Source organism: Neisseriaceae bacterium CLB008 (assembly GCA_041228285.1).
In the GTDB taxonomy this organism is placed as follows: domain Bacteria; phylum Pseudomonadota; class Gammaproteobacteria; order Burkholderiales; family Neisseriaceae; genus JAGNPU01.
In genome coordinates, this window is sequence record CP166133.1 from 1,650,070 (window position 1) to 1,674,944 (window position 24,875).

At 55.0% G+C, this 24,875-nt stretch carries 23 protein-coding genes; 10 read left to right on the plus strand and 13 right to left on the minus strand.

The annotated features are described in order from the left end of the window. Positions 1–10 precede the first annotated feature (10 nt). From cysT to AB8Q18_07485, 4 genes are all read left to right on the plus strand, one after another. Positions 11–847, plus strand: a complete 837-nt coding sequence (gene cysT / locus AB8Q18_07470; protein ID XDZ50043.1) for a sulfate ABC transporter permease subunit CysT — start codon at positions 11–13, stop codon at positions 845–847. Continuing rightward, the gene (gene cysW / locus AB8Q18_07475) at positions 844–1,725 is read left to right on the plus strand and encodes a sulfate ABC transporter permease subunit CysW (protein XDZ50044.1); all 882 of its coding nucleotides are present in this window, start codon (positions 844–846) and stop codon (positions 1,723–1,725) included. The genes cysT and cysW overlap by 4 nt, the downstream gene beginning before the upstream one ends. Next, positions 1,722–2,807: a sulfate/molybdate ABC transporter ATP-binding protein gene (locus AB8Q18_07480; GenBank protein ID XDZ50045.1), complete on the plus strand. Its 1,086-nt coding sequence runs from the start codon at positions 1,722–1,724 to the stop codon at positions 2,805–2,807. The genes cysW and AB8Q18_07480 overlap by 4 nt, the downstream gene beginning before the upstream one ends. 135 nt (positions 2,808–2,942) lie before the next feature. Next, on the plus strand, positions 2,943–3,479 hold the full coding sequence (locus tag AB8Q18_07485) for a hypothetical protein (protein ID XDZ50046.1): 537 nt from the start codon (positions 2,943–2,945) through the stop codon (positions 3,477–3,479). 93 nt (positions 3,480–3,572) lie between these two features. On the opposite strand, the gene eutH is transcribed toward AB8Q18_07485, so the two are convergent. The 5 genes from eutH to AB8Q18_07510 form a co-directional block, all read right to left on the minus strand. After that, positions 3,573–4,820: an ethanolamine utilization protein EutH gene (eutH, locus tag AB8Q18_07490; GenBank protein XDZ50047.1), complete on the minus strand. Its 1,248-nt coding sequence runs from the start codon at positions 4,818–4,820 to the stop codon at positions 3,573–3,575. Between the two features lie 316 nt (positions 4,821–5,136). Further along, positions 5,137–5,853 (minus strand): gamma-glutamyl-gamma-aminobutyrate hydrolase family protein, encoded by a 717-nt coding sequence (locus AB8Q18_07495; GenBank protein XDZ50048.1) that lies wholly within the window; start codon positions 5,851–5,853, stop codon positions 5,137–5,139. After that, positions 5,850–7,010 (minus strand): iron-containing alcohol dehydrogenase, encoded by a 1,161-nt coding sequence (locus tag AB8Q18_07500; protein ID XDZ50049.1) that lies wholly within the window; start codon positions 7,008–7,010, stop codon positions 5,850–5,852. Before AB8Q18_07500 ends, AB8Q18_07495 begins: the two co-directional genes overlap by 4 nt. A gap of 39 nt (positions 7,011–7,049) precedes the next feature. Beyond that, positions 7,050–8,438, minus strand: coding sequence for an aldehyde dehydrogenase family protein (locus AB8Q18_07505; protein ID XDZ50050.1), 1,389 nt, complete (start codon positions 8,436–8,438; stop codon positions 7,050–7,052). Positions 8,439–8,473: 35 nt separating this feature from the next. Then, a complete protein-coding gene (locus AB8Q18_07510) occupies positions 8,474–9,853 on the minus strand; it encodes a glutamine synthetase family protein (GenBank protein XDZ50051.1) in 1,380 nt (459 codons plus the stop codon). Between the two features lie 189 nt (positions 9,854–10,042). On the opposite strand from AB8Q18_07510, the gene AB8Q18_07515 reads away from it, so the two are divergent. After that, on the plus strand, positions 10,043–10,894 hold the full coding sequence (locus AB8Q18_07515; protein ID XDZ50052.1) for a MurR/RpiR family transcriptional regulator: 852 nt from the start codon (positions 10,043–10,045) through the stop codon (positions 10,892–10,894). A 92-nt stretch (positions 10,895–10,986) separates the two neighbouring features. On the opposite strand, the gene AB8Q18_07520 is transcribed toward AB8Q18_07515, so the two are convergent. From AB8Q18_07520 to AB8Q18_07550, 7 genes are all read right to left on the minus strand, one after another. Beyond that, complete coding sequence (locus AB8Q18_07520) at positions 10,987–11,235, minus strand: hypothetical protein (protein ID XDZ50053.1); 249 nt, start codon at positions 11,233–11,235, stop codon at positions 10,987–10,989. A gap of 319 nt (positions 11,236–11,554) precedes the next feature. Further along, the gene (locus AB8Q18_07525; GenBank protein XDZ50054.1) at positions 11,555–13,195 is read right to left on the minus strand and encodes an AMP-binding protein; all 1,641 of its coding nucleotides are present in this window, start codon (positions 13,193–13,195) and stop codon (positions 11,555–11,557) included. 17 nt (positions 13,196–13,212) lie between these two features. Next, the gene (locus AB8Q18_07530; protein ID XDZ50055.1) at positions 13,213–14,595 is read right to left on the minus strand and encodes a hypothetical protein; all 1,383 of its coding nucleotides are present in this window, start codon (positions 14,593–14,595) and stop codon (positions 13,213–13,215) included. 83 nt (positions 14,596–14,678) lie between these two features. Continuing rightward, the gene (locus AB8Q18_07535) at positions 14,679–16,100 is read right to left on the minus strand and encodes an NAD-dependent succinate-semialdehyde dehydrogenase (protein XDZ50056.1); all 1,422 of its coding nucleotides are present in this window, start codon (positions 16,098–16,100) and stop codon (positions 14,679–14,681) included. 58 nt (positions 16,101–16,158) lie between these two features. Next, positions 16,159–17,943 carry an acyl-CoA dehydrogenase gene (locus AB8Q18_07540; protein XDZ50057.1) on the minus strand — a complete coding sequence of 595 codons (1,785 nt, stop codon included), beginning with the start codon at positions 17,941–17,943 and terminating at the stop codon, positions 16,159–16,161. Between the two features lie 13 nt (positions 17,944–17,956). Beyond that, positions 17,957–18,703, minus strand: a complete 747-nt coding sequence (gene phbB, locus AB8Q18_07545) for an acetoacetyl-CoA reductase (GenBank protein XDZ50058.1) — start codon at positions 18,701–18,703, stop codon at positions 17,957–17,959. Between the two features lie 84 nt (positions 18,704–18,787). Then, positions 18,788–20,263, minus strand: a complete 1,476-nt coding sequence (locus tag AB8Q18_07550; GenBank protein ID XDZ50059.1) for a malonyl-CoA decarboxylase — start codon at positions 20,261–20,263, stop codon at positions 18,788–18,790. 115 nt (positions 20,264–20,378) lie between these two features. On the opposite strand from AB8Q18_07550, the gene AB8Q18_07555 reads away from it, so the two are divergent. The 4 genes from AB8Q18_07555 (at position 20,379) to AB8Q18_07570 (ending at position 23,743) form a co-directional block, all read left to right on the plus strand. Beyond that, entirely contained in the window at positions 20,379–20,816 is a 438-nt protein-coding gene (locus tag AB8Q18_07555; protein ID XDZ50060.1) for a MaoC family dehydratase, read from the plus strand. Between the two features lie 24 nt (positions 20,817–20,840). Then, complete coding sequence (locus tag AB8Q18_07560) at positions 20,841–21,386, plus strand: isochorismatase family protein (protein XDZ50061.1); 546 nt, start codon at positions 20,841–20,843, stop codon at positions 21,384–21,386. A 77-nt stretch (positions 21,387–21,463) separates the two neighbouring features. Then, complete coding sequence (locus AB8Q18_07565; protein XDZ50062.1) at positions 21,464–23,026, plus strand: PAS domain S-box protein; 1,563 nt, start codon at positions 21,464–21,466, stop codon at positions 23,024–23,026. 96 nt (positions 23,027–23,122) lie between these two features. Then, positions 23,123–23,743 (plus strand): response regulator transcription factor, encoded by a 621-nt coding sequence (locus AB8Q18_07570; protein ID XDZ50063.1) that lies wholly within the window; start codon positions 23,123–23,125, stop codon positions 23,741–23,743. Between the two features lie 45 nt (positions 23,744–23,788). On the opposite strand, the gene AB8Q18_07575 is transcribed toward AB8Q18_07570, so the two are convergent. After that, positions 23,789–24,319, minus strand: coding sequence for an O-acetyl-ADP-ribose deacetylase (locus AB8Q18_07575; protein XDZ50064.1), 531 nt, complete (start codon positions 24,317–24,319; stop codon positions 23,789–23,791). A 131-nt stretch (positions 24,320–24,450) separates the two neighbouring features. Between AB8Q18_07575 and AB8Q18_07580 the strand changes: the two genes are divergently transcribed. Then, on the plus strand, positions 24,451–24,873 hold the full coding sequence (locus tag AB8Q18_07580) for an HIT family protein (protein XDZ50065.1): 423 nt from the start codon (positions 24,451–24,453) through the stop codon (positions 24,871–24,873). Positions 24,874–24,875: the final 2 nt, after the last annotated feature.

Here is a 24,875-nt window from a genome sequence, read left to right on the forward strand (position 1 = left end):
GGAGCCCACTATGCGCTTATTGACCACCGCCACCGTTCTACCTGGCTTTCGCCTCAGCCTGGCCGTGTCGATTTTATGGCTGTCGCTGCTGGTGTTTTTACCCTTCATCATGCTGGCCTTAAGCATAGGCAATATGGGCTGGGCCAATGCGTGGCACACCGTCACCGACGCCCGCGTGCTGGCGGCGCTGTGGCTTACCCTCAAGCTGTCGCTATACGCCACCCTCATCAATATGGTGTTTGGCACGCTGTTGGCCTGGGTCTTGGTGCGCTATGACTTTTGGGGCAAAAGCCTGCTAAATGCGCTAGTCGACCTGCCGTTTGCCCTTCCCACGGCGGTCACCGGCATCGCCCTAGCCACCCTGTATGCGCCTAACGGCCTGATTGGCCAATGGCTGGCGAAAATCAACGTCAAGGTGGCCTTTACCCCCAACGGTATTTTATTGGCCCTCATCGTCGTCAGCCTGCCGTTTGTGGTGCGGGCGGTGCAGCCGGTTTTGGCACAGCTACAGCCAGAATGGGAAGAAGCCGCCACCACGCTCGGGGCCACGCGCTGGACGATTTTTCGGCGGGTGCTGCTGCCCGAACTGATGCCGGCCTTATTGATGGGATCGGGCATGATGTTTGCGCGCGCCACAGGAGAATATGGCTCAGTGATCTTCATCGCCGGCAATCTGCCGTTTGTGTCAGAAATTCTGCCCCTCATCATCAACGCCAAATTGGAACAGTTTGACGTACAAGGTGCGGCCGCCGTGGCCCTCTTTATGCTGCTGATCTCCTTTGTGATTTTATTGACCCTTAACGTCAGCCAATGGCTGTTAACCCAACGCATGGAGCGTCGCTCATGAGCCCTCAATCACACAATACCCGCCTGACCGAACCGCGGTGGGTGCGCATCCTGCTGCTGACGCTGGCGCTGGCCTTTGTCGGCCTGATGCTGATCGTGCCGCTGATCTCGGTATTCATGGAAGCGTTGCGGCAAGGCTGGCGTCTGTATGTGGCGGCGCTCACCGAAGCCGATGCCCTCGCTGCCATCCGCTTAACGCTCTTAACTGCAGCCATCGTGGTGCCCATCAACGCTGTACTGGGCGTGGCCATGGCGTGGTTGTTGACGCGCTTTCAATTCAGAGGCAAAGCGTGGTTGACCACCTTATTGGACTTGCCGTTTTCGGTGTCACCCGTGGTGGCGGGGTTGATGTTCGTGCTGTTGTTTGGCAGTCACAGCATCATCGGCGGCTATTTGGAGGCACATAATGTCCGCATTATTTTTGCCCTGCCCGGCATTGTCTTGGCCACCCTCTTTGTCACCTTCCCCTTTGTGGCGCGCGAACTGATGCCGGTGATGCAGGCCCAAGGAGATGAAGAAGAGCAAGCGGCGTTGATCTTAGGCGCCAGCGGTTGGCAGATGTTCTGGCGCATCACCTTGCCCAATATTAAATGGGCCTTGCTCTACGGTGTCATCCTCACCAACGCCCGCGCCATGGGTGAATTTGGCGCCGTCAGCGTGGTGTCTGGCCACATTCGCGGCCAAACCAACACCATCCCGCTGTTCGTTGAGATCATGTACAACGAATACAATTTTGTGGCGGCCTTTGCCGCCGCCAGCCTCTTGGCCTTTTTAGCGCTGATCACCCTCGCCCTGCAGCATGGCCTCGCCTATTGGCAGCAACGCCAATACGATCGAGCCCAACGCGCCACCGCCGTCATTGAAAGGTCCCCCTCATGAGCATCCGCATTCAACACTTAAACAAACACTATGGCACCACCCAAGCCTTGCACGACATCAGCCTCACCGTGCCCAGCGGCCAGCTAGTGGCCTTACTGGGCCCCAGCGGCTGCGGCAAAACCACGCTGCTGCGCACCATCGCCGGCCTAGAAGCCGCCACCTCTGGCCACATTTTTCTCGATGACGTTGACGTCAGCCAACACAGCGTCAACCAGCGTGGCATTGGCTTTATGTTCCAAAACTATGCCTTGTTCCGCCACATGAGCGTGTTCGACAACGTCGCCTTTGGCCTACAGGTGCAGCCACGGGCCCAGCGGCCAAATAAAGCAAGCATCCACCAGAAGGTGATGGATTTACTGCAGCTGGTGCAGCTGGCCCATCTGGCCCACGCCTATCCCAGCAGCCTCTCTGGCGGCCAACGCCAACGCGTTGCGCTGGCGCGTTCTTTGGCCGTCTCGCCCAAACTCTTACTATTAGACGAGCCGTTTGGCGCCCTCGACGCCAAAGTGCGTAAAGAACTACGCACCTGGCTACGCGACATCCACCATGAGCTAGGCATCACCAGCCTTTTAGTGACCCACGACCAAGAAGAGGCTTTAGCCATTGCCGACCAAATTGTGGTTATGAACCAAGGCCGCATCGCCCAAATAGGCGCCCCCGAAACGCTGTATCAGCAGCCTGACAATGCCTTCGTGACTGAGTTTTTAGGCGACGTGAATGCCTTTCACGGCCGCCAGCAAGGGCCAGAGTTTGTCGTGGGTGCCTATCGCTACCCCGCCGCCGGCTTTGCTGCCTCGGTGCAGCAAGCCGCCGTCGCCTATGTGCGCCCACATGAGCTACTGCTCTCGCGCGCGCTTGATCAGCCTGCCTTAGCCCAAGGCCAAATCAGCCACATTGACGCCTTTGGCCCCATGGTGCGCCTCAGCCTCAAGCGCAGCAGCGGCGACGGTAAACCCATCGACGTCTTGCTGACTCATGCCGAACAACAGCAGGCTCGATACCAACAGGGCGATTGGGTGGCGGTGACACCGCGCCAGGCCAAAATTTTTACCGAAACCGAACTGGTGGGCTTCATGATTTAACGTTGACCGCGAGCGACATAAACACTTGTTTTAAAGCATGACGCCTCGCCTTCATTCACCGATTTAACCAAGCCTGTGCTAAGCTAGACCTTCTAGTTAGAAGACTTCGCTTTTTGACAACGAGGTGTACACGCAATGGCACAATCCTCATTAGCACAGGCGAGCCTAGGCTCGCGCTGGCCCAAATGCTTGGCCCACAATGATGAGCCCAATCGTGTGGTGCTGCACATCGGCCAGCACCGCAGCGAATGCCGCATCGGCGCCCACGAACGCATCAGCCTCGCCTTCGGCACCCTCAGCCTGCCCAAGCAGTTTTTTCAACACGATCTGCCCAATGCCTTAGAAATGGAAGCGGCCATTGCCTACGTTGAAGACGAAGTAGCCAAGGCTTGGCCCTCGATTCAACGCTTAGAGGCCCCGCAGCTGTTTAGCCGCGATGCCTGTCTGCATGAGGTCGCTCAGCTGGCCCAGGCCCCTCTACAGGGCACGCCGATTTGGGTCTTGCCCACCGACGCCGTCGAACAGCTATTTAATCGGCTCACCTACATCATCGAAGGGCGCCCCGCCAGCATCGAGGGCCTTCCCACCAACAAACCGTTTATGGCCGCCACCTTGATTTTGCGCGAATGGCTACACCATCTGCGGTTTCAAGAAATCACCCTGATCCCTTAATCGGGGCAGATTCAAGCTGCAAACAGCATGAAGGCCAGCATAGACGCCTAAGGTGTCCACGCTGGCCTCTTGCCATCGGCCCATCAACATCCGTTAGGGCACATCATCCTGTTCTTGCGTCTCATCACCTAAATGCCGATCATTCAGCTTATCTTGCTCAGCCAAAACCAAGGCCGCCGGCACCGACAGCTTATAAGCCAAGAAAATGGCGATGGCGCCGGCGCTGAATTTACCAATGATTAAGGGCAAGATAATGGTGGGCTGGAAGTTGGCGGCAAAAGACAGATGGTCGCCCAATAAAAACGCGGCACACACCCCAAACGAAATATTGATGACTTTATCCTTAGGCGGCATGTCGCGAATCAAGGTAAACATCGCCAAAATATTGGCCATGGTCGCCAACAAGCCTGCACTACCCGCTGGCGACAGCCCCAACCAATCGCCCACCACGGCCAGCGGCCTAGCCGCATGTTTGCGAATCAAATACACCATGGGGAAAGCGCCGGCGAGCATGATGCCAATATAGCCTGCCGTTTCTAGGGCTCGAAACTGATCCAGTTCATCCGCCATAATCGGGTCGAACCCCCACGAACCCAGCACGCTGCTGAAAAAGCCGGTAAAAATTTCCACGATCGAAAACACCAACACCAGCTTAATCAAGGCATCCATGATGCGGCCGAACAGCATAAAACCCGCAATCATCGCATTCGGCACCAACTTCAGCCCCAAGGCAATCAAGGCCACAAACACAAACAGCGGCAGCAGGTTAATCAAGATTTGCATAATCGAGATGGCAAACACGTGCGTGGGCGCCGCCGTGGTGCTGATGATGGTGCGAATGTCGGTGTCAAACGTCACAATCAAAACCGTGGCAATGAAGGCCCCAATCGGAATAGATAAAACGCCCGACATAATGCCCAAGGCCATGTATTTATGATCGCGCCGATTCAGCATGGCCAAGCCCATGGGAATGGAAAACACAATGGTGGCGCCCGACATAAAGCCCACCACCATCGCCATCACCCAACCCTCATAAGAGGCCTTTAAAGCGTTGGCTAGCTGATAGCCGCCCATGTCTGAAGCCAATATGGCTGTGGCCGCTAAGGCAGGATCGGCGCCGATCAGTTCAAACACCGGGCTGATAAACTGGCTGATAAACCAAGTTAAATACGGAATGGCCGCCATAATGCCGGCCGCGGGAACGAAAATGTGACCAACGGTGTGAACGCCATTCATGAATTCCCGACCAATGCCGTGTTCAGGATTTCGAATCGCCCCGAAGGCGCCCATTACCGCACAAATCATGATGATGTACACAATCACCGTGCCAATTACTTCCATGAGTCTACTCCTCTATTTTACTTATCTGGCCGTCCTGCATCGCTTGCTAGGTGAAGCGGAACGGCCAAGCGTCAGTATTTTGAGTCAAAAGCATCCCTACCCACCCTTTGGATGGGTTTGTTTTCGCATCAAATTCTTGGGCTTAATGATGCCAATTACGGCGGGTTGAGGGTTTCTAACATGACTTTCTCCTGGTTTGATTATGGTTGTTATGGTGTCGCTTTAAGGCTTGATTGAGGTACGGCCTCTGTAGAACAGGCTCGAAGGCAGCGACTATGGCCTTCGAGCCCAAAGCTCTGGCATGGCCAGCCAAAGGTTATTTTGCTGGCTGATTGGCCTGTTGCGCGCGGGCAATGAGCCAGTCAAACAACCCTTGTTGGTCTTGATCCTCGGTGGCGCTCAGCTCTGGATGCCACTGCACCACTAACCAATTAGGCTGATCAGCCAGAGCCACGGCCTCAATCACGCCATCTGGCGCCCAGGCAATCGCTTCAAGGCCTTGACCTAATTGTTTAATCGCCTGGTGATGCCAGGACACCGTTTCCACCTGCGTGCCGATGAGTTCGGCCAGATGGCTATCGCCAGCGACATCCACCCCATGCTTTATGGGCTGACGCTGCTCATCGCGGTGGCGCACCGTCTCGCCAAAAACATCGGATAGATGAACATGCAGCGTGCCGCCCAAGACCGTATTTAAAACCTGCATGCCGCGACAAATCGCCAAGACTGGCTTCGGTTGAGCCAATAAGGCCTCCACCAAGGCGGCTTCAGCGCTGTCCCGTTCAGGACTGAGGCCGTAAATCGTCTCGTGATCGGCGCCGCCATAGCGCTTTGGGTCGATGTCGCCCCCGCCAATGAGCACCACCGCATCGACGCAGCTAAGCCACTCTTGCGCCCCATCGGTACATTGGCTGGGCAATAACACCGGCACCCCGCCCGCCCTCATCACGGCATCCACATAGGGGACGGGCGTGTGCCAGCCGTGGTCGGCGCTGGCAGGATACGTGGTCAAGCCAATAACGGGTTTCTTCATAGCTGCCCCTTTACCGCCGCCACAAAAATCGCCGCATAATCGTCTGCGCTCAAGTTGATGGGGTTGCCACCATCGCTTGGGTCTAATTTTGCCGCCGCCCCAATTTCTGCTGCGCGACTGGCGTCTATGCCGATTTCAGCCAAGCTGTGCGGAATATTCAAGCTGGCCCGCAGCGCCACAATCCACGCCAAAAAGCCTTCGAACGTCGGGTCTGTCAGCCCGATATAGCGAGCGGCATCGGCCAAGCGTTCGGCAATCGCAGGACGGTTGCGCACCAGCACATAAGGCAACATAATGGCATTGGCCAATCCGTGATGGGTATCAAACACCGCACCAATGGGATGCGACAGCGCATGCACGCCACCTAGACCTTTTTGAAAAGCGGTGGCGCCCATAATCGACGCGGCCAGCATGTGCGAGCGCGCTTCTAAGTCGCCGCCATCCGCACAAGCTCGTGGCAGCCAATCGTGCACCAGCTTCATGCCCTCTAAAGCCACCCCTTGCGCCAGCGGATGATAAAACGGTGAGCAATAAGCCTCTAAGTTATGGACAAAGGCGTCAATGCCGGTGGCCGCAGTTAAGTGCTGCGGTAGGCCCACGGTGAGCTCTGGATCGGCCAAGACGATTTTGGGCAGCATGCTGGGGTGAAAAATAATGACTTTACGATGCGCCGCTTCATCGATGATGAGAGAAGCGCGCCCCACTTCTGAGCCCGTCCCGGCCGTGGTAGGGATGGCGATGGAGGGCGCCACGCCCGCCTCGTTCACCCGCGTCCAATTGTCGCCTTCATCTTCAAAGTCCCACAGCGGCCGCGTTTGTCCCGCCATCAGCGCAATCGCCTTGCCCACGTCTAAAGCACTGCCGCCGCCAATGGCGATCACGCCATCGTGGCCGCCATCTCGATACAGCGTCACGCCATTGTTGACGTCGATGCCGCCAGGGTTTGGGCGAACCTGGTCGAATAGGCCAAAGTCAGGCAAGGCAGACTGTAATAAGGCTTTTAAATCGGTCAGAATGGGCAGCTTGGCCAAGCCCGAATCCGTCACCAATAATGGTTTTTTAATGTTTAATTCGGCACACAGCGCAGGCAGTTCTTTAATGCGGCCAGCGCCAAAACGAATGGCGGTTGGGTAGTGCCAGTTGGCGGTTAAGTTCATGTTCAACTCCTCATCTCATTTAGTTAATGTTCATCAGCCTTAGGCAATACGAAAATGGTAAGACTTCACCCGCGTCAGCTGGGCATAGCCCAAGCTGGATAAAGAAATGCCGTGGCCGGTGTCTTTCACGCCGGTCCACGCCAGCGCTGGATCAAGATAATCACAGCGATTCATGAATACGGTGCCGGTTTCAATCTCGGCGGCCAGGCGCGCCGCCGCCGTCTCGTCCTGAGTCCAGATGGATGCGGTCAAGCCATAGTCGCTGTCGTTCATGAGGCGAACCGCCTCTGCATCCCCTTCGACCTTCATGATGCCGACTACCGGGCCAAAGCTCTCTTCCGTCATCACCCGCATCGTGTGGTCAACCCCCACCAAAACCTGCGGTGCCAGATACGGCGTCCCGGCTTGACTCAACGGGAAGTCGGCCTCATCAATCAACGCCTTAGCACCCTGCTGCACCGCCTCGGCAATTTGGCCCCGAACAAAATCAGCCGCCGACACCTTCACCAGCGGCCCTAAATTGGTGTTGGCCTCGCTGGGATTGCCCAGACGGTATTGGCGCGTATGGCCCACAAAGGCCGCGACAAAGTCATCGTAGACGGCTGCGTCTACATAAATACGCTCAATGCCACAGCAAGACTGGCCAGAATTAAAGAAGGCGCCATCGACTAAGTTTTCGGCCGCAACGGCCACATCGGCATCGGCCCGAACGTAGGCAGGGTCTTTACCGCCAAGCTCCAAGCCGGCGCCAATAAAGCGCTGGCTGAGCGCGGCCTGTACTTGATGGCCGCCGCTCACCGAGCCGGTAAAGGCCACAAAATCTACTGCCTCAGAGCGCAATAAGGCATCTGTATCCTGATGGCTTAAATGTAGATGCTGAAACACGCCGGCAGGCAGGCCTGCCGCATCAAACGCGGCTTGAAACCATTCGGCCACGGCCGGCGTTTGTGAGGAGTGTTTCAGCAACACCACATTCCCTGCCGCCAGCGCGGGCACAATGCTGTTGACTGCGGTTAAGAAAGGATAATTCCAAGGCGCCACCACCAAGACCGTGCCCACCGGCTCGTGCCGTAAAAAGCGCTTGAACCCTGCCTTTTCAGCCGGCACCACATCGGCTAACGCCTCTTCGGCAATCGCCAACATGTGGCGGGCGCGTTCCTCTAAACCCCTGACCTCGCCCGGCGATTGGCTAATCGGGCGGCCCATGCTTTGGGTAATGGTGTGGGCAACGTCATCTTGATGAGCCACCAGCCAATCAATGGCGGCACCAATCAAGCGCTTGCGTTCGGCCAGCGGCGTGTTGTTCCAGCCCCCTTGGGCACTTTTAGCGGCGGCAATGGCCGCATCAATACCGGCTTTATCGGCGTAGTTTTTGGTGTAAAGCGCTTGCCCATCAATAGGTGAAACCACGGTAAATGTTTGCTTCATATTCAATCCTTAGGGGTCTATCGAGACCATATCGTTTAAATAATTTCAAAATAGCGACGGCGTTCCCAATCGCTGACGTGTTTTTGAAACTCTCGCTCTTCCCATTCGCGGGTACTGGCGTAATGATCCACAAAGTCATCGCCCAGCCATTCACGCGCCGTGTCTGAGGCGCGTAGCCGCTGAGCCGCATCCCATAGGCTACGCGGCAGCGTTAATTCTGGCGGCGGCGTCGCTGCATAGGCGTTGCCCTTATAGGCGGCATCTGGCTCAATCTGGTTGGCAATGCCGTGTAGGCCGGCAGCAAAAATGGCGGCCGCCACCAGATAAGGATTGCAGTCTGCCCCTGGCACTCGATATTCAATACGCTGTGATTTAGGGCTGCCGCTGATGGCGCGAATCGCCGTGGTGCGGTTGTCTAAGCCCCATAAGGCAGAGGTCGGCGCCCAATAGCCGGGCACCAAGCGGCGATAGCTGTTGATGGTCGGTGCATGAATGGCCATTAAATCGGCCGCCATGTTCTGTAAGCCGCCGACAAACCAGCGCATCTCCTGGCTGATGTTGCCCGGCTGAGTATCGTCGTAAAAAGCGCTGCTGCCATCAGAGCGTTTGAGCGACACGTGTACATGACCGCCCTGACCCGCATGATCTTGATGCCACTTAGCCATGAACGACACCATGCGGCCCTGCTTTTGTGCCAATACTTTAGAATAGGTTTTAAACAAGGCCGCATTGTCGGCAGCCAAATGGGTTTCCATCACCTGAAGGGCCACTTCTAGCTGGCCTGGGCCCGTTTCTTCATGGAAGCTTTCTACTGGAATTTGCATGTGGTTACACACGCCTAAAAGGCCTTCATAAAAATCATTGTTCACGCCGGTACGCAAAATGGAATAACCAAACGGGCCATGCCCCAGAGGAATGGGCTCATAAAAATCGCGGGCGCGTAAGGATTCATGCGACTCATTGGTGACCAGCATTTCATATTCAAAGCCGGCGGCGGTTTCAAAACCCATCTCCTGAGCACGCGCCAATACTTTATTCAGAATTTGTCGCGGACACAGCGGCTTCATGTGGCCAATAATTTGCCCCGGCACCAAGATCGTGCCCTGCTCTAGCGGTAGCTCGCGCCATAGCTCAGGCAATAGCTGCACTTGAGCATCGGCGTAGCCCGTGGCCCAGCCCGATAGATTGATGTTGTCAAACAGCTCATCGTTGACGTCCCAGCCAAACACCACGTCGCAGAACGCAAAATGATTGTCTAATGCCGATAAGAACTTCTCGGTCGCCATGAACTTGCCCGCCATCACGCCATCCAGATCAAAAAAGCCCACTTTGACGTGTTTAATCTCGCGATCGGCAATCAGTTGACGTAAATCAGCCACAGCACGTTCGCGGTTGGCCTTAATCTCTGTTTCCATGTAAATCTCCTTTGTTTTTAAGGGTTTTTCTACGTTTTACGGGCGTATCTTCGCCTCTTAAAAATAGAATAAACATTATATTTGATAAAATCAAGAACAATTTGGAACAAAAATTCCAAACATTGCGGTCATGCCCCTTAAAAGCGATATAATGCAATCATCCCGTCATGTTTGAAGATGAAAGCGCCTATGCCCAACAACACCATAGCCGTGCGTTTGCGCGAAGATTACAACGCTTACACACCGGCTGAACGCAAAGTCGCCCGTGTGTTACTGAATCAATATCCACTCGCCGGCCTCGAGACCATCGCCCAACTGGCGCAAAAATCTGCCGCCAGCGGCCCCACCGTATTGCGTCTAGTCGCCAAGCTCGGCTTTAATGGCTATGTGGCCTTCCAAGAGGCGCTGCGCGCAGAGCTAGACGCCAAGCTACAGTCGCCGCTCTTGCGGCGCGATCCCAACCTCATGACCGACAACCAAGGCTTTGCGCATGGGTTTATCAATAATATTCAGCAGTTATTGCAACAGACGGCCGAGCATTTATTGCTGGCTGATTTTGAAACCGTGGTCGAGTGGTTGGGCCAACCACGCCATCGCTTATGGATCATCGGTGGCTACATCACCGGCTCTTTGGCCGAATATTTCGGCCATCACCTACAGGCTATCCGCCCGCAGGTGTCGCTATTGCGCCCGATGCCCAGAACCTGGGTTGAGCACATCGTCGACATGGGTAAAAATGATGTGTTGATTGTGTTTGATATTCGCCGCTATTGGCCTGAGTTGGCCACCTTGGTGACGCTGGCAAAAGAGCGTAAATGCCGCATTGTCCTCATCACCGACCAATGGACATCGCCCGTGGCCAGCCAGGCCGACGTCGTGCTCACCGCCTATACTGAAGGGCGTTCTGGCTGGGACACCAACGTGTCAGTGATGCTGTTGATCGACACGCTGATCGCCGCCTTAAATAACCGCGACTGGGAAGAAACCAAAAGCCGTTTGCAGCAGTTGGAAAACCTGCGCAAGCAGTTTCAGCTGGATTAAGCCACTTTTTAATCGGCCAGAATGGACCATGCCCCCGCCAACACGCTATCTGCGTTGTGCGGGGGCATGGTTGATTACCGGCCTAGGCTGCCTTATTTGGATTCGCGGGCGCGGCCTTCTAAGGTAAAGTATTCGACCACGTCTTCTGGGAAGCCTCGTTTGGCCTGCTCCAATACGCCATGCACTTCTGGCATGGCGGCCGTACCGCCGTCAACTAACTTTTGCGCATGCACGAATGCCTTGAAAAAAGCCTCTTGCAGCTGGGCATATTGGGCCCGAAACTGTGCGTCTGCCTCATATTGTTCTATGAGTTCTTGCCGTCTGATTTTATCGTAACTCATGTTATAAACTCCTTGTGTAGAATCATGACTATATCACCCTTCTCAAGACATCGCATGATTTTCGATTATTTTGACAAAACGGCCTATAGCCCGTGGGCTGGTGCTGTCAGGGGTATTCAGTCAATCGGTGGGTAGGCTGCGCTTTACCCACCCGATGCGATGTATTGATTCTCAGCGGCTGCTTTACCGTAGGGTGGGTCGTGACCCACGCGGTTTTTATGCCTTATGGTTCAAAGGCCGTGGGTAGGCTGCGCTTTACCCACCCTACCAGATGCAGCCACAAAAAAGCCGCCCGCAGGCGGCTTCTCTCACACACAGCTTACTTAGGTTCTTCTTCCACCAACATCGCCCGCAACACCTTTTTCTGGATTTTACCGGTTGAGGTTTTCGGGATGTCCTCGGTGAACACCACTTTTTTCACCACTTTAAAGCTGGCTAAATGTTCACGGCAATAGGCCACGATGTCGTCTTTGGTGACCTGCTCTTGACCTGACTTCAAGGTAATGAAGGCACAAGGCACTTCGCCCCAATAGTCGTCGGGTGCAGCCACCACGGCCACTTCCAAAATGGCAGGATGGTTGTATAAGGCATTTTCTACTTCAAGGCTGGAAATATTTTCGCCGCCCGAAATAATGATGTCCTTAGAGCGATCGCGAATCTGCACATAGCCATCTTCGTACCACACACCCACGTCACCCGTGTGAAACCAATCCTGTTCAAAGGCTTTGGCGGTTTCGGCAGGATTGTCTAAATACCCTTTCATCACGCTGTTGCCGCGTACCCATAACTCACCCACGGTGTCGCCATCTTTAGGCACGGCGCGCCCTTCCTCGTCGGCCACCTTCATGTCGCTCATGGATAAGGAATACACGCCTTGGCGCGCCATTTTGGTGGCTTTTTGGGTGGCGTCTAGCCCCACCCAATCGTCTTGAGGCTCGCACACCAAGCTTGGCCCATAGGTTTCGGTTAAGCCATACAGGTGCACCACGTTAATGCCCAAGGCCTCCATTTTGGCAATGGTGGCCGAAGCCGGTGCCGCGCCACCAGTGGCGATTTTAACCGCATGGTCGAACGGCTTTTGCACCTCTTTCGGGGCATTCACCATCATGTTGAGCACGATGGGTGCGGCACACATATGGGTGACTTTATGAGTGGCGATGGCGTTAAAAATCGCTTCCGGCCGCGGCTGACGCAGGCACACGCTGGTGCCGGCAATCGCCGCTACCGCCCAAGGGTAACACCAGCCGTTGCAGTGAAACATCGGCAGCGTCCACAAATACACCGATCCTGGCAACAGCCCAATGCCGATGATATTGCTTAAGGCATTGAGGTGAGCACCACGATGGTGGTAAACCACGCCCTTAGGCTGGCCGGTGGTGCCCGAGGTGTAGTTCAGTGAGATGGCCTGCCATTCGTCGGCCACTTCGGCATAGGCATAATCCACGCTGCCCTTAGCCCGCAAGGTTTCGTAGTCGATGCTGCCAATGAGGGCCCCGCCGCTGTAATTCACGTCATCAACGTCTACCACCAGCGGTTTTTGCTGGCAGCTGGCCAAAGCACCGCTGGCCGTGGCGTGAAACTCCTTATCGGTAAACAACACCTTGGTGCCGCTGTGATCCAAGATGTAGGCCAGCGTCTTAGCGTCTAAGCGGGTGTTCATGGTGTTCAACACCCCGCCCACCATCGCCACGGCAAAATGTAGCTCCAACATTTCCGGCACATTGGGCAACAGCGTCGACACCACGTCGCCCGTGCCAATGCCTTGCTGGGCCAAAGCATCTGCCATTTGGCGACAGCGTGCATAGGTTTCCCCCCAAGTGCGCTGAACCGGGCCGTGAATCACGGCCAAGCGATCGCGGTGCGCCATAGCGCTGCGGCGCAAGAAGGTCAGCGGCGTCAAGGCTGAGAAGTTGGCCGGATTGGGCGGCAAAGCGTCGTTAAAACGGTTGATTGCGTTCATGCTGTGTACTCCCATGCTCAAGATTCCTTCGTCTCATGCTCAGGCTCGCCGCTAGGCTCGCCACGGCCTTGCAGCCAATTGCGCTCTAATAAGATGTACAGCACAATCCCAATGCCTAAACCCCAGGTCGCGCCCTTCACCGCCAAGATGGCGCCGATCATGATGGCCACGCCGCGCTCCACATTGCTGCGATTGGCCAACATTTCAATAGCCAAATAACCACATAAATAGCCCTGAATCAACAAGGTAATCACCATGCCTAAGTTTAAGCCAGGCTTGAGTAAAGACACAATCGGCACAAACATCATGGCGATACTCATGCCCCAGAACAAGCTGGTGGCACCGCCCCAATAGCTGTCGACCACTTTACGCGGATTACTGGCGTAGCGATTGATCACCAAAACCTGACCGCCGGTCCAAGACGGACCAGACAAGCCCAACATTGGTGCCACCATGCCGTGAATAAAGTTACGAATGGCACAAATAATGCTGTTACGCTGCGGGCTAAAGGTTAGTTTCTCGTCTGGGCGCGCCTCATCGGCACGCTTAAACATAGAGTCGATCACCAAAATATCGCCAAAGGCAATGATGTAGGCGGCAAAAGCCAAAGGCAGCGCATCAATAAAATACTGTAGCGACGGCAGGCCTAGACCAAACACCGAGTAGTTCTGGATGATTTCTGTAACCGGGAACGACACCACGCCCCATTCTAAGGTCGGCATGGCCACTTCACCGATCACAATCCCGAACACATAGGCCACCAAGAACGGTACGGCAATGCCGTATTGGGCCACGTAGCGGAATAAGGGATAACGTTTACGCAGCGGCGCAGCGGTTTCCGAAAACAGCATAAAGAAGGCAAAGGCAGAGCCAAACAGGCCGGTGATCGGCATGCTCCAAATGCGGCCATCGGTGCCAAATTGAGAAATAATCGACGACACGCCCGCGCCAATCAAAATCCCCGCCTTAATCGACTCCGGCATGCGTTTCACCATCGCGTCGGCGCCTTTAAACACCCCCAGTCCTAGGAAAATCACCGCCAGCGTGAGCTGTAAGGCAATCAGCGCCAAGATACGCGCCTCACCTTCGGGATAGCCCAATAGGAAGGCCACATAGAGCGGCAGCCCTGCGGTAATCCAACCCGCAACAGAGGGATCACCAAAGCTGGTGTGCATTAAGTATAAGAAATTGTTCAAGACCACAAACGCCACTGCAATCTCGAACGGAATGCCCAAGATTTGGGTCATTAAAGCCGTGATGCTCAAGGGCACGACGCATAAAATCATGCCCTGTAAAATATCGGGAATCTCCAGTTTGTAGTGAATAAAGGGTAGTCTAAGCTTCAGAATGCCCAAAGAGTACGGCTGTTCTGCGCCATCGGCACGTTTTTTAATGCTCATTGTTATGACCCTCCAGATGCGCGCGTTCCACTGCGTCACCTATAAGTTTTTTCGTTTTAAGTTTATTTCCTCTATATCAACTGCTAAATCACCATGCCTGCTAACTTGGTTTCTAAATATTCATGAATGCCTGCACGTCCTCCTTCTCGTCCTAAACCACTGTGCTGCATGCCGCCAAATGGCGCCGCCGCACTGGTGGGGTTAATGTCGTTTAGTCCAATAATGCCAAAGCGCAAGCCTTCAAATAACCGCATGGCGCGCGCCAATTGTTCTGTATACACATAGGCCGCCAACCCATATTGGGTGTCGTTGGCTTGGCGCAAGACCGCTTCTTCCGAATCAAATGCCAACACGGCGGCCACTGGGCCAAAGGTTTCTTCACGGTAAATACGCATCTCCTCAGTCACGCCCGCCAACACCGTGGGCGCATAGAAATAGCCTTGATCAAGCCCGTCATGCAGCAACCGTTGGCCGCCGCACAGCAGCGTGGCGCCTTTGGCCACAGCGTCTTTGACCTGAGCATCAACCTTATTCAGCGCAGCTGCATTGATGAGGGGGCCAATGCTGTTGCCCGGCTCTAAGCCTGGCCCTGCTTTAAGTGCGCTCACGCGTTTCACCAGCTCGGCCAAAAAAGGTGCCATGATGTCTTGATGCACAAACAGACGGTTAGGGCTGATGCAGGCCTGGCCGGTATTCAGGAATTTCACCAGCGCCAAGCCTTTGGCCGCATGTACTGGGTCGGCATCGGCACACACAATGGCCGGCGCATGGCCACCCAACTCTAGCGACACCCGCTTTAAATGGGCCGCAGCGAGCGCATTCAGCTTTTTACCCACGGCCGTAGAGCCGGTGAAGGTCAGTTTTTGTATTCTGGGGTCTTGGCAAAACGCCTCGCCAACCGCGTCGGGACGACTCACGGTGATTAAATTCACCACGCCGGCAGGAAAGCCAGCGGCTTCAAAGATTTTCATCATCGCCACGGCGCACAGCGGTGTGCTTTCGGCCGGTTTCAGCACCACGGTACAGCCGGCCGCTAAGGCTGGCGCCAGCTTTCGGGTAATCATGGAAATCGGATAATTCCAAGGCGTGATGGCACCGACCACGCCGACGGCCTGGTGCTGTACCAAAAAGCGCTGATTATCACGGCCAGATGGAATGGTCTCGCCATAGATGCGCTTAGCCTCCTCGGCATACCAGCTCAAAAAATCGGCGCCGTACTGCACCTCGTTCAGAGCCGCCTTCAAGGGCTTGCCCTGCTCTTGGCTCATGAGCTCAGCCAGCTCGGTTTTTTGCGCCAGCATCAGGCGGTGCGCCTCGCCTAATAGACGGGCACGTTCATAAGGGTTGGTGCCCGACCAGGCGGGAAAAGCCTGGTGGGCGGCGGCGATCGCCGCCTCAATATCGGCAGGGGTGGCGTCGCCCACATCCCCCAGCCACGCACCGGTGGCTGGGTTGTGAACCGAAAAGCGGTTTTCGGCTAAACGCCATTGGCCATTAATCAACATCACGTTCTCCTCTATTATGGTTTATTATCCGTGCGCTGCTTAGATTGTCTGCGGTAGCTTAAAAATCAGCCTCAGCCAAGGCCATCACGTCTTTGCTGCCAAAGGCGATGATTTGCGCATACGCCAAATAGCGAGGCAAAACGTGGGCCAGGTAAAAACCACAGGTGTGTTGCTTGCTGCGTTTAAACGGTTCCGACAGATGCGCGCTGCGCGTCTCATCCGCCACCAGTGCCCAAGCGCGCAGCATCTGCCACGAAGTCACCACGGTTGACGCCAGCATTAAATAGTTAAACGCCATAGCACCCGGCAAGTTAGGGTCGGCTTCGCCTTGGGATAATAGCGTTGCCGTCGCCGCTTCCAGCGCCTGTAGCGACTGGCCAAACAAGGCCACATAGGCACCGTCAATCGCGGCCAGGCCTGACCACGCGGCGGCGTCTTGCTGCATTTCTGCCAGCAGCTCATTCATCGCCAAGCCCTGATCGCGCAACACCTTACGGCCCACTAAGTCCATGGCCTGAATGCCGTTGGTGCCTTCGTAAATCGGCAAAATGCGTGCATCGCGCTGATGCTGCGCCGCGCCGGCCTCTTCCACAAAGCCGCTGCCGCCGTGGCACTGTACGCCTAAAGCCGTCACCTCTTGCGCCATCTCGGTACACCAGCCCTTCACCAAGGGCGTGAGTAAGTCCAAGCGCCGCTGATGGCGGGCTAAGGCGTCAGGATCGGCGACATGCTTGGCTAAATCCACTTCGCGACAGGCCAAATAGGCCAAGGCGCGACCGGCTTCGGTTAAGCTGCGCATCAACAGCAGCATACGGCGCACGTCGGGATGGCGAATGATGGGGCCTGGTTCGCTAAAGCCTGGTGCCACGCCCTGAACCCGCTCTTGGCTATAGGCCAAGGCATGCTGATAAGCACGCTCTGAAATCGACACGCCTTGCAGGCCAACGGTGAGGCGGGCATTGTTCATCATGGTGAACATGCAGGCCAGACCACGGTTTTCAGCACCGACTAAATAGCCCACGGCGCCGCCGTTGTCGCCAAAGCTCATCACACAGGTTGGGCTGGCGTGGATGCCCATTTTGTGCTCAATCGACAGCACGCGACAGTCGTTGGCCTCGCCCAGGCTGCCGTCGGCGTTGACCATGATTTTGGGCACTAAAAACAGCGAAATACCGCGCACGCCTTCAGGTGCCCCCGGTAATCTGGCCAAGACCAGATGCACGATGTTTTCGGCCATGTCGTGCTCACCCCAGGTGATGAAGCACTTTTGGCCTTGAATTAAGTAATGATCGCCCTCGGCCTTGGCCGTGGTGCGGATATTCGATAAGTCAGACCCGGCCTGAGGCTCGGTCAAGTTCATGGTGCCGCTCCAGCGAGCGCTCACCATATTGGGTAAAAACTTTTCTTTAAGGGCCGCTGAGGCGTTTTGCTCAATCGCCTCAACCGCGCCTTGAGTCAACAATGGACACAAGCCCCACGCCATATTGGCGGCGTGAATCATTTCTTGAATCGGCGTGGCCAGCGCAAACGGTAGGCCTTGGCCTTCATAGTCGCTGCCAAACTGAATGCCGCCCCAGCCGCCGTCAACAAAGGCTTGGTAAGCCTCTTTAAACCCTGCGGGGGTGGTGATGCGGCCGTCACCGTCTAAGGTCACGCCCGCCATGTCGCCGCTGTGGTTCAAGGGCGCAATCACTTCGGCGGCCAGCTTGCCGCCCTCTTCCAGAATCGCCTCAACCAGATCGGCACTCGCGTCTTCACAGGCGCAAGCGTCGACCACGGCGGCAAAGTCGTGTAAATCATTCAGCACAAACAGCATGTCGCTGATAGGGGCTTGGTATGCCATGGTCAACTACTCCTTACATGTATTGGCCGCCGTTAATCGACAAATTGGTACCGGTCATGAAGCCTGCATCGTCAGCGGTCAAGAAGGCCACGGCGCGTGAAATGTCTTCAGGCGTGCCCAAACGGCCTACAGGTACCCCAGCAATGATCTTGTTCAAGATGTCTTCCGGTACTTGGCGCACCATCGGCGTGTCGATGTAGCCAGGAGACACGGCGTTGGCGGTCACGCCTTTACGTGCGCCCTCTTGCGCCAAAGATTTGGTTAAGCCATATACGCCCGCTTTAGCCGCAGCATAGTTGGCTTGACCAAACTGGCCTTTTTCACCGTTTAAAGAAGAAATGTTCACGATGCGGCCCCAGCCTTGAGTACACATGGCGTCAAACACGGGCTGAACCATATTGAACATGGCGCTTAGGTTGGTGTCGATGACGGCGCGCCATTGCTCAACTTTCATGCGCTTCACTGGTGCGTCACGGGTAATGCCGGCGTTGTTCACCAAGATGCTTACAGGGCCATGCTCGGCTTGCGCTTGAGCATAAAACGCCACACAGGCATCGGCGTCGGTCACGTCAAGCGCGTACAGAGCCAGCTCAAAACCCGCCGCCTGCATGTCTTTTTGCCAAGCCAAAGCCGCGGCTTCGGTTTCAGCGCCCGGATAATAGGTGCCAATCACTTTACGGCCTTGTTCAATCAAGGCTTTACACATAGCTTCGCCCAAACCACCGTGCGCACCGGTCACCACTGCAATTTTTTGTTCCATCGTCAAGCTCCTTTTATTCAATCATGGGTACTGGGGGCAGGTTGCCGCCTCAGTAGGGTTTAATCTAGGCCGCTCGTAGGCAGCCTACTTGAGTAATTTTTGCACTGGACGCGACAGCGCCACGGTGCCTCGTTCAGAATACTGCTGGCTGCGCGCTTCAATTTTTGGCAGCTCATATAAATAGTTAACCATCATGCCGGCAGCCTCTTTCTCGCCTTTGTCCGACGTATCGGCCTGCCAGTTGATTTGACACAGCTGGGCGCCGTTACTGAGGTGAAAATGAGCCACAGGGTCTTTAGCCGTTTTGCCCCCGCGCTTCTCTACGCTGAGGTAGTGCGCCACCAGCCGCAGCAAGGCTTCTTTTTTAGGGTCTTCGCCCTTAGCTACCTTTTTAGGTTTCGCCTTGGTGACTTTGGCACCGCCACCGGCTTCGTTGTCTTGCAACGCCAGCCATTCCTTACCGCCGGGCAAAGTCATCAATGTGTCGGCATCTTGCTGCGCCAACCAACGGTTAAAACCTGGAATCGGCGACAAGGTGGCGAAGTTTTTCAATTGCGCAAACTCTTCACGCAGCTCTTGCACCACTTGTTTGATCAAAAAATTACCAAAGCTGATGCCCGCTAAGCCCATTTGCGCATTGGATATCGAATAGAAAATCGCCGTATCGGCCTTATTCAAATCCTCTAAAGGGGCTTCTTCATCCAACAACTTTTGCACGCTATCGGCAATCCCGTTCACCAAGGCCACTTCCACAAAAATCAATGGCTCTTTTGGCATATTGGGGTGGAAGAAAGCAAAGCAGCGGCGATCAGAATCCAAGCGATTTTTTAAATCCTTCCAGCTTTTAATCGTGTGAACTGCTTCGTAGGCAATCAGCTTTTCTAGGGTTTCGGCGCTGGAATGCCAGCCGATCTGCTCTAGCTGTAACAGGCCAATATCAAACCAGCTGCTGAGCAGGCTTTTTAAATCCACTTCTAAAGGCGCCAGCTCTGGATGCTTTTTACGTAAACGCAACACTTCTGCACGCAGGTCAACTAAAAACTTTACCCCAGACTGGAGGCCGTTAAACTGTTTCAACAGCTTAATCCGACGTGGTTCTAAAGCTTGGCGCAAGGCTTCTTCTGCGGCCACTCTGCTTTCAGGCTCGGCACAGGCCCCGCCCACGCTACAGTTTTGCCATGCGGTGATGGCGGCCTGAACCTTATCTTCTTCCACGCCATAGTCGTTTTGGGCCAAAAGGCGTAAAAAACGCAGTCGACCGACGTCGCTCAAATGTAAGAAATGCGTGCCCAAGGTGGCCGCACGAGAGCGTGCCGTCACCTGGCAGCCATCTTTAGCCAAACAGCTGTCGATCCACTGGCGCAGGGTCTCAATGTCTTTACCGTCAAGATTAGGCGACAGCGTTGAAGAGGCGCTCAGCACCGCCGCACCCTCCTGGCCTCGCCAGCTCTTAGGCAGCCAGCTCTTTAACGCTTTATCAAATAGGCTAATCGACGTATTGCTCATTTTGAGTTCTCCCTGTGGGTGATTCTTTGGCGCTTCGATCTGTCGACCGAACATGATTTCAGGCTAACAGAGTCAAAAATATAAATCAAGTATTAATACTTGCTTTTATGTTGGAATACCCTTACAGTGACACTCACTAACCCGAACAACAACGACTAAGAAAGCCTATATGACAAATCTACATGGTTACTATTTAGAAGACTTAACAGTTGGCATGAGCGCTGCCTACGCCAAAACCATTACCGACGCGGACGTGGTGCTGTTTGCCGGCGTCACCGGTGACGACAATCCTGTTCACATCAATGCCGAATACGCCGAGACCACTCGCTTTGGTCAACGCATCGTGCACGGCATGTTCAGCGCTGGCTTGATTTCTGCCGTTTTAGGCACACGCCTGCCTGGCCCTGGCGCCATCTATGTGGATCAACAGCTCAGCTTTAAGGCTCCGGTACACATTGGCGACACCGTCACCGCCACCGCCACCGTGATTGAGATCGACACCGAACGTCGTCGCGTGAAATTAGAAACCGTGTGCACGGTCAAAGGCCAAGTGGTCGCCACCGGCGTGGCCACCAATATGGTGGATCGTCGTCCGAAAGAAGCTTAAGGCTTTATTGATTAAGGAGAGACTATGTTAGTCAACGTACAAGACAGCGCCTTATTGGTCATCGACGTGCAAGGCCGACTATTGGGCGGCATTCACCAAAGCGAAGCCTTGGTGCAAAAATGCCAGGCATTGATCACCCTAGCCCAGGCCCTAGATGTACCTGTTTTAGGCTCAGAGCAATACCCACAAGGCCTAGGCCACAGCGCAGAGCCCTTGGTTGAGCTATTAGGTCAAGACGCCTTCGTCGGCAAAACCGTGTTTTCCTGCGCCGAATCCACTGAATTTTGCGACCGCTTGGCCAAAACCGCTAAAAACAGCGTGATTTTATGCGGCATGGAAGCCCAAGCCTGCATCATTCAAACCGCCTTTGGCTTCTTAGCACAGGGTAAAACCGTCTACGTGGTGGCCGATGCCATCTCGGCGCGTAACCCTCTAGAAACCGAGCTGGCCTGTCAACGCATGCGCGCTGCCGGCATCCACATCATCACGGCTGAAATGCTGGGCTTTGAGTGGGTGCGCGACTCCAGCCACCCTCAGTTTAAGCTGTTCAGCAAACTGCTGTTACGTTAAACCCAGCGGCGCCCATCTTCATGATGGGCGCCGTCCTTTTGAGCGCTTTGGCCACCGTATTGAAAAGCAGGCAGATCATGTATACTCTCCCGTTCCGACAACTCAGTTCTTTGAACATGTTGAGCATGGCACAGCAGACCAAACTGACGGCCTTAGCCGACGAAACCGAACGCAACCGCATGCTGGCAGAAATGGCCGAACAATCGACCGACATGATTTCTCGCCACACACCTGACCGTGGCTGCTTTATTTACGCCTCTCCGGCCATCACCCACTTATTGGGCTACAGCGTGGAGGAAATCATCGGCGTATCTGCCTACGATTTATATCATCCTGACGACGTCGAAAACTTTAAACGCCGCACCCGCAACGTCAACTACAGCCGCGGCCTGTATACCCATACCTATCGGTTTCGCAGTAAAAGCGGCGAATACATTTGGCTAGAAAGCACCAGCCGCACCATTCGCGACAAGCACAGCGGCGAAATCAAAGAAATCCTGGTGGTGTCACGCGACATCAGCCACCGTATTTTGGCCGACCAGACCAACCGCCGACTGGTTCAAGTCATGGAAAGCACCAGCGACATGGTGATTTTTGCATCTTTGCAGCATCGGGTTAAATACATCAACGAAGCCGCCCGCAACACCTTATCGCTCCACCACAAGCAGCCAGAAAACCTCGAACTGAGTGAATTATTCCCCGAGGCCGACTATCAGCAGCTACTGCAACACGCCCTAGTTAAAGCCAGCCTACACGGCAGCTGGCGCGGCGAACTCTCGATGCGCCAGCTGAATTCAAGCGTGGCCATCCCCGTTTCTATAGAGGTTTTGGCGCATATGTCGATGACGGCCGAGCTGGACTATTTTTCCCTCGTTGCCCACGACTTAACCGAGGCCCGTGCCGCCGAGGCCAAGCTGACCCAATACCAAACAGAGATCAACCACGCCGGCCGCATGGTGGCCATGGGCGAACTCGCATCGAGCCTAGCGCATGAGCTGAATCAGCCGCTCACCGCCATCGTCAATTATCTGCGGGGCATCGAACGGCGTTTTGGCCAAGAGGCCAATATTGCTTGGGCCGATGTGGAATATCCAATCAAAAAAGCCACCGCTACGGCGCTGCGCGCTGGCGAAATAATTCACCGCATGATGGACTTCACCCGCCAACGCGAACCATTTAAAAAAGAGCTGTTCGGCCTCGGCGACGTCATCGAAGATTTAGTCGAATTTTGCCACCCCAAGGCCAAACGCCAGCACGTCCGCTTTGAAACCACGGTACCGGCCGACATCCCCCTAGTCGAAACCGACCGCATTCAGGTCGAACAAGTGTTGCTCAATCTGATGGTCAACGCCATCGAAGCCTACGCCGACTGCCCAGACGGTCGCGATAAAGTCATCCAAATCACCGTCAGCCAATACGACACCGCCCATCTTCAGGTACAGGTCAAAGATTTTGGCATGGGCCTACCGGCTGAAGCCGACAAAGTGTTTGAGCGCTTTTTCACCACTAAATCCTCAGGTCTGGGCATAGGCTTGGCCATCAGCCGCTCGCTGATCGAGGCATTGGGGGGCGAACTGTGGGCGCAAAACAACCCCGAAGGCGGCACTAGCTTTTACTTTACTTTAATGACCAGCATTTAAACCCAGCGCGCCACAGCTTAGCGGCAAATCTCGCAGCCAGGCCAAAGCGCTTATGTTAAAATACGCCGTTCGACCGTTTTTTCGCAAAGGCCACTCATGAATCCAGCAGACACCCCGCAACGCGTGTACATCATCGACGATGATGTAGATGTGCGCGATTCGCTTAAATGGTTGCTTAATTCCGTCCATTTAGACGTCGTGTGCTTTGACAATGCCCAAGATTTTCTGGAGCAATGCCCAAGCGACGCCGAAGGCTGTATCATCATGGATTTACGCATGCCGGGCTTAAGCGGCATCAACGCGCAAAAAAATCTGGCCAAATACCACATCGACCTGCCGCTGATCATGATTTCTGCTCATGGCAGCATCGACACCGCCGTCACCGCCTTACAGCAAGGCGCGCTGACCTTTTTAGAAAAACCCTTCGACGACCAAGTGTTGATCGACCACGTTCAGATGGCCTTAACGCAAGACAAAGCGCACAAAGCCAGCGTGCACGAAAAACAGGCCTTAAAAGCCCGCTACAACACCTTGACCAAGCGTGAAAAAGAAGTGTTCCAACACGTGGTGCGCGGCCTGTCCAATCAGGAAACCGCCGACGCCCTAGGCGTCAACCGTAAAACCGTTGAAGGTCACCGCGCCAATATGATCGCCAAAATGGCCTCGCCCTCTTTGGCCGATCTGGTTCAAGCGGCGGTCGCCCTCGAGCTACTCTAGGCCAACCATGACCCATAAAAAAACCACCCTAGGGTGGTTTTTTGTTTAGGACGGCAAAGGCCTTGCCGCCAGCGCCTCGTACAGCGCCCAATTTTCTTCATCAAAGCACACCGCCCAAACCGTCTCAATCTCAGGATAACGACGCAGGTTTTCCGTCATCGCCGCCCACGCAATGCGTGCGGCTTCAGGCTTAGGAAAGCGATACACGCCGGTGCTGATATTGGGAAACGCCAACGACTTCAAGCCATGCGCTGCCGCCACGGCAAAGCAATTGTCGTAGGCTTGGCGCAATAAGGCCGCCTCCTGTTGCTGACCACCCTGCCATACAGGGCCTACCGTGTGAATCACATGATGCGCCGGCAACAGCCCCGCCGTAGTGATCACCGCCTCGCCCACGGCACAGCCGCCCTGTTTGGCGCGAATCGCATGGCACTCGGCCAAAATCGCTGGCCCGCCAGCGCGGTGAATCGCACCATCAACGCCACCACCGCCCAATAAAGACGTATTGGCCGCATTCACGATTGCGTCTACCTTCATCTGGGTTATGTCGCCCAAGCACACTTGTACCGTCCCCATTGCCATCCTCCTATTTAACCAAGCTTTATCTTAAGCCAAGCCAAACCAATACGCCAGCCGTATTCTGACCGCAATAGGATTGTCTCAGCCACGATTTGATGAGACCATAGATGCTTCCCAAGGAGACCATCATGAGCTACGACAGCAATAATATTTTCGCCAAAATCATCCGCGGCGAAGCCCCCTCTTTTAAAGTCTATGAAGACGAGCACACTTATGTGCTCATGGACATCATGCCGCAATCCACAGGCCACACGCTCATCCTGACCAAAGAGCCTGCCGTGACCCTGTTTGAACTGTCGACCGAAGGCGCCCAAGCCTGCATTGCCACCGCCAAAAAAATCGCCCCGGCGTTGATGGCCGTCACCGGTGCCCAAGGCTTAACCATGTGCCAGTTTAATGGTGCAGTAGCCGGCCAAACCGTCGACCACGTCCATTATCATTTAATTCCCCGCTATGAAGGCGAAAGCATGAACCTACATGCCAAAGAAGTAGGCGATCTAGACGCCATCAAGGCCTTAGGCGAACAAATCGCCGCCGCCATCGCCGCTTAATC